The organism is Georgenia daeguensis (assembly GCF_039537705.1).
GTDB classification, from domain to species: domain Bacteria; phylum Actinomycetota; class Actinomycetes; order Actinomycetales; family Actinomycetaceae; genus Georgenia; species Georgenia daeguensis.
In genome coordinates, this window is the sequence record NZ_BAABBA010000046.1 from 1 (window position 1) to 7,149 (window position 7,149).

Annotated in this window: 8 protein-coding genes; 6 read left to right on the plus strand and 2 right to left on the minus strand. The window is 63.8% G+C overall.

Going from position 1 to position 7,149, the window contains the following annotated elements; genetic code table 11:
* Positions 1 to 361 precede the first annotated feature (361 nt).
* Positions 362 to 586: a hypothetical protein gene (locus ABD774_RS20910; protein WP_345045564.1), complete on the plus strand. Its 225-nt coding sequence runs from the start codon at positions 362 to 364 to the stop codon at positions 584 to 586.
* 104 nt (positions 587 to 690) lie between these two features.
* Positions 691 to 1,200, plus strand: coding sequence for a PH domain-containing protein (locus tag ABD774_RS20915; RefSeq protein ID WP_345045566.1), 510 nt, complete (start codon positions 691 to 693; stop codon positions 1,198 to 1,200).
* 997 nt (positions 1,201 to 2,197) lie between these two features.
* On the opposite strand, the gene ABD774_RS20920 is transcribed toward ABD774_RS20915, so the two are convergent.
* The gene (locus ABD774_RS20920) at positions 2,198 to 2,782 is read right to left on the minus strand and encodes a hypothetical protein (RefSeq protein WP_345045569.1); all 585 of its coding nucleotides are present in this window, start codon (positions 2,780 to 2,782) and stop codon (positions 2,198 to 2,200) included.
* Between the two features lie 388 nt (positions 2,783 to 3,170).
* On the opposite strand from ABD774_RS20920, the gene ABD774_RS20925 reads away from it, so the two are divergent.
* From ABD774_RS20925 to ABD774_RS20935, 3 genes are all read left to right on the plus strand, one after another.
* Positions 3,171 to 3,296: a hypothetical protein gene (locus ABD774_RS20925; RefSeq protein WP_345045571.1), complete on the plus strand. Its 126-nt coding sequence runs from the start codon at positions 3,171 to 3,173 to the stop codon at positions 3,294 to 3,296.
* 589 nt (positions 3,297 to 3,885) lie between these two features.
* Positions 3,886 to 4,431 carry a hypothetical protein gene (locus tag ABD774_RS20930; protein WP_345045574.1) on the plus strand — a complete coding sequence of 182 codons (546 nt, stop codon included), beginning with the start codon at positions 3,886 to 3,888 and terminating at the stop codon, positions 4,429 to 4,431.
* A gap of 187 nt (positions 4,432 to 4,618) precedes the next feature.
* Positions 4,619 to 5,047: a hypothetical protein gene (locus ABD774_RS20935; protein ID WP_345045576.1), complete on the plus strand. Its 429-nt coding sequence runs from the start codon at positions 4,619 to 4,621 to the stop codon at positions 5,045 to 5,047.
* A gap of 6 nt (positions 5,048 to 5,053) precedes the next feature.
* On the opposite strand, the gene ABD774_RS20940 is transcribed toward ABD774_RS20935, so the two are convergent.
* Complete coding sequence (locus ABD774_RS20940; RefSeq protein WP_486327358.1) at positions 5,054 to 5,671, minus strand: recombinase family protein; 618 nt, start codon at positions 5,669 to 5,671, stop codon at positions 5,054 to 5,056.
* Positions 5,672 to 6,002: 331 nt separating this feature from the next.
* Here ABD774_RS20940 and ABD774_RS20945 point away from each other — a divergent pair, with 331 nt between their 5' ends.
* Positions 6,003 to 6,572 (plus strand): recombinase family protein, encoded by a 570-nt coding sequence (locus ABD774_RS20945; RefSeq protein WP_345045581.1) that lies wholly within the window; start codon positions 6,003 to 6,005, stop codon positions 6,570 to 6,572.
* The last annotated feature ends 577 nt before the right edge of the window (positions 6,573 to 7,149 follow it).

Here is a 7,149-nt window from a genome sequence, read left to right on the forward strand (position 1 = left end):
ATTCCGCGCGACCCGCACGACGTCGTCGCGGAACTCCTTGGGGTATGGCTTAGGCACGGTGCACATCCTTCCAGTGGCACCCTGCGGCACCACAGATCAGATGTCACCTATCCGTGCAGCAGACCCGATCGCGCGGACTTACGACAGAGCATGGTTCGTGCGGGGCTCCCCGGACCGCATCACTCGAGTGCGCGGTGCAGAGGGCCGTGACAAGCGGTGAACATCCATGGCTAGGTCCGCGGCCGCAGCTGGGTGGCTCTGGATCGGGGTGCTGGCTGTTACCGCGACGTCGTCATGCAGCCCCAGGGCTGATCCGGTCGCCGATGACGGTCGGGTCTGGGTCATCGGGTTGGACCACCCTGTGGGCCCCTGGGACGCCTGCGTCGATCGTGACGCCACCGAGCACATCATCGTCGCGCCGAGCGAGCCGGCGGCCTTCGTCACGATCGTGCTGACTGACAACCAGACGAGGACAGCGTCGGACCGTATGGCCGCGTGCATCGAAGATCGACTGGAGAGCGGCACAGTGAGCGTCGAGTACGACTACCCGCCGGGTACTACCAAGACCAGCGCCTCGGGTTCCTGACCGGGACTCTCTTGCAGCTGATGCCCCGTAGGTAGGCCCGACAGTCGGCATTTTGGCAAGCGTGCCGGGTGTGTCCCGATCCGTTCGTTTGTCGAGTGGTAGGAGTGCGAAACGACGGAGACCCCGCCGCCCTGCGTGCCACGATGACCGGCATGGGAGGCGCGGACGGCGGGGACAACCGCGGCTTGCTGCCGCCGCGGGAGTCATGGCATCACATCCTGTGGCGCCCAATGGTGTACTTCTACACCGTCTGCAGTGTTGTCAGTCTGGTGCTCGCTATCTCGTGGATCTTTGCGCGCGGTAGGGACTCGCCCTCATATGTCTTCGTGTCGTTCTGCTTCGTGAGCCTGTTCGTCATGTTCGGATTCGGTGCGTGGGCGTTCTACAAGACCCGGATCGAGGCCGATCTGAACGGGCTCCACCTCATCACGGTCGTACGTAGTAAGACATTCCCTTGGACTGATGTAGCGGAAATCCGGCCCCGGAACACGAAGAGATTCAAGAGGTGGCTCGTACTAGTCACACATGGGGGGAAAGTCATTGACCTCCCTCTCGACGTCGAACATCTTCCCGAAGTGCGACGCTGGCAAGCGGCCGCGGCCGGGACTCAGTGAGCTCGTGATCTGTTGACCAATGAGTCAACGAGCGCCTCGGCATGGTCAGAGACGTTGGTTAGCGTGCAAGGGGCCGGGACACCGAGCCGTACACCGGGCGGGCTAAGACATCAATCTTGCAGTGAAGCCGACTAACGCGGTAAGGAATGCAATCAGTCCGACGACTCTCAGTGACCTCGCGCGACTTGATTTGGGATCGCCTCCAGCAAATATCAAAAAAACTAGGCATCCAAGGCCGAGGAGTAATGCACTGATAGTTACGATGGTCAAAATGTCATCCACAGTCGGACCGTTCTCCTCGTCTTTGTAAGCCCGGTTGTCGCTGCTGGAACACTAACCAGTGCCGCGTGGATGCGATGAGGAATGGCGCCCAGCACGGTCCTAATCCACTGTGATCGACGCCGCCCAGGCTGGATACGTGTCCTCGACTGTCAGCCCCGGCGTGGTTGCTCGGCTGCTCGGAAAGGCTGGCGTCCAGAACGTTGGTTAGCTCACTTAGCCCTTGTGCGACCGTGATGGTGTCGGCTGTTCGATCCCGCACAGCGTCCTTAGTTCCGTCGCCGCCCGCCGTGCGACCGCTCGGCGCCCGACCAAGCCATAAGCGACGACGTCGGGCGAGGAGCTCAAGCCGATTCGCACGGTCGCCCAGTACCACGAGCCCAACGGGATTAATAGACCGTCATACTGCGCCACCCGCACGGTCACAACGTCAGCCCGACTCAGGCGACGAGTGCGATAGAAGTTGCGCACGATCACGGCATCGTCGGTGACCTGCACCCCCAGGAACCACGAACGCACGGCGACGACAAGACACCCGACGAGCCACCAAACCGCGTATGGGTCCCAGCCCGGCTCCACGGGCGGCGCAGGGTCGACCACACCCATCACGACGGCCGTAGCCGTGACTACCGCTACCGCGGTCCAGAACGCCTGATACCCACGCGTCCGAACCGATCCCCTTGTCATGACGTGATCCCTCCGGTCCGGCGCCACATAGTCAGGCGCCGAATCGGACTGCAGAGATCAGGAGCCCGACTGTGGCCCCCGTGACAAGCAGCAGCGGAGTCACCTTGAGCCACCAGCTCCGCACGTGCCAGGTCACCGGTGAAGAGCCGGTGGCCTGGTCGAGCTGCTGCTTCTTGGCCCACACCGACACGTCCTTGGCAGCGTCTCGGAACCGTCTGCTCGAGAAGGCGACCTGGAAGAGCGAGGAACCAAACGACGTCGCTTCCCACTTCTGGCCATCGAGCGTCTCGACCCTGACACCGTTTCCGCCCCGTACTCGCCGGATGGTCACAGCTGGAATCCGGACATCAAAGACGACGTTCCGCAGGATCAAGACCGCCGATCCCTGGTCCACAACGATCCGGGACGTGCCCAGGCCTCCCATAAACGCCAACCAAGCGCAGATCGCTGTGGACCAGACCACGTAGCCGGCGAAGTCGTCGCTGCTCACCATTCCGAGCACACAGAAGGTCGCGCAGATGACGAAGCCCGTCCCGGTGACCGCGACAATTGCTGGCCTTGGCCCCGCCAGGGTCCTCTCCGTCGGGTGACCTGCATGCCTCTGCCTCAGCGCCACCCACCGGCTCCTCCCAACAGTCCCGCTCCCGATCGCATTGCGACCGGCGGAGGTTCCTGCGGGCGGTCGAGTCATCTGTCCAGTATCGGGCGAGCCGGGACTGCTTTCAGGGGATTGATCGCGGAAACGCAACCTGGGGGCTCGAGCCGGTTCGAGGGACGGGCGTCCCGCGAACGTTCGTAGTTGAGGCGCCGGAGCGCTGTCTTGCGACAAGGGCCCGTGGCGTCGCCCTTTAGCAAGCCGACCGGAGCTTGGTTGCGCTCCTTCGTGAGTCGGCTGTTTCTGCCCGCGCCCGCGAATGCGCGACTACTCTGCCTAGATGACGGCCCCCAGGACAGGTACAAGTTGGCGCTCGAGGTACCTGATCATTGCTGGCATTCTGATAGGCGTGGGCTCCTTCTTCCAAGAGGAGACTCTGGCGTTCTGGCTCTCGCTTATCGGCGGGTTTGGCATGTTTGCGGCTGGCATCTTGGTGGCCCGGGAGGAGCGTCGCCGCGATCGCACCAAGGACTGACGTTTCTGCGCGACTGGAAATCTCTACTGGATGTAAACGCGGACACCGGCAGGCAGCAGGAGGGCGGGCGGCGCGCGTATGGAGGCTGCGTTCGTAGGGCTCGTCATGGTGGCTAGGGTCTCGTTGGCTGTGGCGATTATCTGCATAACGATGCTGGCGGTGCGTAGGAATGGGCTGCGAGCACGGCATTCTCAGCTACGGACTGTCGGCCTAAGCGCTGCAGGCATCGGCTTGATCGCAGTGCTGCTCGCCGCGCTCATCGCGACGTGAAGCACTGCGTGGCCGAGATCGGCCGTCACGTCCGCCACCGTTCGTTCCTGTGACTCGCCGATGTCATGGCTTGGGAGGTCGCCTCGTCAGCGCTCCAAAGACATCGAACAACATCTATCGAGCGGTACTGGCTCTGAGTCGGGAGTTATGCGCCGAGCCCCGTACTCGGCCCTGGCCGATGAGTTGCCGCGGCGGAGTCGTCCTGTGCGCGATCACGAGCTGGCTCACCCCGGTCGCAGGAGTGTCTTGACGTCCGTTACTACTGGTCAGGCGCGTGATGGCCTGGCATGGTGGTCATAGTCGACAGAGGGAGCCTCCCATGGGCATGGGGCGATTCAGCGGCAGTTCGACGAAGAGCCGGCGAGGACGACTGGCGGTAGTAGGCGGCCTCGCCGCCGGGTTGATCGCTGTGGGCGGTGGCGCAGCTATGAATGCGGCGTCCACCCTCGACGGTGCCAGCGAGCAGGAGTACATCAACGCCGTCCAAGACGCAGCGAACTGCGTCAGTGAGGCCGGCTACCAGGTCTCGCCGGTCACCAAGACGGGCGTGACCTACGGCTTCAGCGTCAACGCTGACGGCAGCGACGGACGAGCCCAGGCCATCTACGACGGCTGCCACAGCGCGCACACCTCGGTCACCGAACGCGCCTACCTGCAGGGACTGGAAACACACGGTCCCGACCGTGAAAGCGTCTACCAAGAGTTCATCGGATGCCTGCGTAAAGCTGGGGTCGACACGGTCACCACAGCCGATGACGAAAGTGCCGTTACCGCCAAAATCACCACCGCCGAGGCCAATGGCGCAAACATCGACCAGGCCTGGCAGTGCCAGCAGCTCTACCTGATCCCGCTCTTCGGCGCCTGACCTGCCGGTCAGAGAGGCCGCACGTCACTCCAGCCTGGCATCAAGAGACACGCCCTAGAGCGCCCAAAGTCGTTCGTAGTTGAGGCGTCGGAGCCGTAGTCGTGCGGCAAGGACCCGTGGCGCCGCCCTATAAAGTCGAGATTCGAACTAGAGGCGGCCATGAATGGTCGCTGCCATGATTCGTGGCATGGCCGAGGAGGAGCCGACCGCGCGGGCTCGTCAGGTGGTGGCGCGCAAGCGAGTGTTCTACGTCGTTGCAGCGCTCCTTTTCATCGCGGGCGTAGTCGCGGCGGCGTGGGCCGTCCTGTCCGGCAACGGTGCCGGAATCTTCATCTCCGGGATCTTGATAGTGCCATCCGTGTTCCTCGTGCTACTACCTCTCATGACGGGGCGATACATCAACGACTTCGACAGCGGTCGCCAACGATCTGCCAGGCGTCGCACGTCCGAGCTGAGCCTGATCTCGTCGCTCGCGCTGATCATTGCCAGCGTCATCTCGCTGGTCAGCAGCGAGCCCGGGAGCCGGTACACACCGGTCTGGTGGGTCGTCCTGATCATCAGCGGATCGCTGGCCATCATCGCCATCGTCCGACTCCTTCGAGCCCGAGGAGCGTAAGAGCAACTAGGAACCCTGCTGGCGGCGGCTCTGATCCATGAGCCGGCGTCCGGCCTCGCGGAGCTCGCCGGTGGGGGAGACGTGGCGGTAGAGGGTCTGACGGGTGATGCCAAGCTCGATGCAGAGATCGCCGACGTTAGCGTCGGGTTGTCCCATGGAGGCCATGGCAAGGCGGAGCTTGGCGGGGGTCATCTTGTAGGGGCGTCCGCCCTTGCGGCCGCGGGCGCGGGCGGCGGCGAGGCCGGCGATGGTGCGTTCGGAGATGAGTTCGCGTTCGAACTCGGCGAGGGCGGCGAAGATGCCGAAGACGAGCTTGCCGGAGGCGGTGGTGGTGTCGATGGCCGCGCCCTGGCCGGTGAGGACCTTCAGGCCCATGCCACGCTCGGTCAGGTCGTGGACGATGTTGACCAGGTGGCGAAGGTCGCGGCCAAGCCGGTCGAGCTTCCACACCACGAGAGTGTCGCCGGGGCGCAGCGCCTTCAGGCACGCGGCGAGGTGGGGACGGCCTTCCGTCTTGCCGGAGGCCTTGTCCTCGTAGAGGGCGCCGGGCTCGACGCCGGCGGCCAGCAGGGCGTCGCGTTGGAGGTCGGTGGTCTGGGACCCGTCGGCTTTCGAGACCCGCATGTACCCGACCAGCACCGGTGCTCTCCCTTTGTCACTTATACGACCGATTACGTGACAATTGCGGGAGCGGTACTTTCGGTCCCGCCTGTGTCACTTAATCGGTCACATAATCTATTTTCGACAAACGGTGTGCTTCTGCTTTATGTGACAGGCTGCCGCGCATGATCTGAAGATCGAAACGGACCAGGTGTGCCAGCGAATCGGTGTCAGTGCAGAGGTTCAGAACTGGAGACGCCACCATGACACGGAGTGTGGATCCGCCATTCGAGTGTCTACTAAACCGAAGCCACCCATTTTGACGTCCACATGATGCCTTTCCTGGGAGGCTCGCGTGGTGACGCAATCCCTTGTCGGGCTCGCCCGTGTATCGACGAATTCCCAGGACCTCCAGCTGCAGCGCGACGCCCTCGAGGCGGTCGGATGGATCCGGATCTTCGAGGAGAAGGTCAGCAGCCGATCGAGTAGGCGCCCAGGCCTGGAGCAGGCGCTGGGCTTTCTCCGCGATGGCACCGACACCCTCGTTGTCTGGAAGCTCGACCGTCTCGGCCGATCGACGAAGGAGATACTCACGATCGCGGACGATCTCAGCGACCGTGGGATCGGTCTGCGCGTGCTGAGCGGCTCACTCATTGGCACCTACATGCCGACGGGGGAGGGGAAGTTCTTCTTCACGGTCATGGCCGCCTTTGCAGAGCTCGAGCGCGACCTCAACCGCGAACGCACGATGGCCGGCCTCGCGGCTGCGCGCGAGCAGGGTCGAGTCGGCGGCCGGCCCACGGTGATGGACGCTGACAAGCTCGCCGCGGCGAGGGCTCGGCGAGCCGCCGGGGAGACGCCGACACAGATCGCCAGGGCCCTAGGCGTCTCACGGGCGACCGTCTACCGGCATCTCGCAGGCTGACGCGGGTTCACTCGTGCTGGTGGTGTGGCGGCGAAGAGGTGATGGCTGCAGGTGACGTTCCCAACGACTGAGGGCACCTACGGGCACCTGCGCAGTTGCCGGCCGGATCCACGACACGCCAGCGCACAAGAAGCGAAGCGTGGCGCTCCATACGCGTCCTGACAAGTTCCTCGCATCTGTTCGGACTTGTCCTTCTTGGACTGGTAGAGCCGGATATCAGTGAGGCGGGAGTAGCACTCAAGGGTGCCACCGAACCCGCGGACATTTGGGCGTTCAAGCGTGGGAGTATCCCTGCCATGAATAGGCCCGTTGACGACGCTCTCGGCGCCCCGGGCGAAGCCGGCCGTACGGCGATCGACTGGAGGAGGCTTGACCTCGATGGCGCGTTCGCCCTTGCTGCTGAGGCCGACGACGGCCGCGATGATGTGCCCGGTGTGCTCGCCCAGGCCAGGTGTCAGTGCCACGTGAATACTGACCCCCTGGTGCCGAGTGAAAGTTGACCCCCTCGGACAGAGTGAGGGAGTGATCAGCGTGGAGGATTGGGCCGAGATCAGACGGCTCCACAAGTCGGAGGGGA

Excerpts from the sequence above, each read along its gene's own strand:
- ABD774_RS20930 (WP_345045574.1), top strand. The coding sequence starts at position 3,886 with ATGGGCATGGGGCGATTCAGCGGCAGTTCGACGAAGAGCCGGCGAGGA.
- ABD774_RS20935 (WP_345045576.1), top strand. The coding sequence starts at position 4,619 with ATGGCCGAGGAGGAGCCGACCGCGCGGGCTCGTCAGGTGGTGGCGCGC.
- ABD774_RS20940 (WP_486327358.1), bottom strand. The coding sequence starts at position 5,671 with ATGCGGGTCTCGAAAGCCGACGGGTCCCAGACCACCGACCTCCAACGC.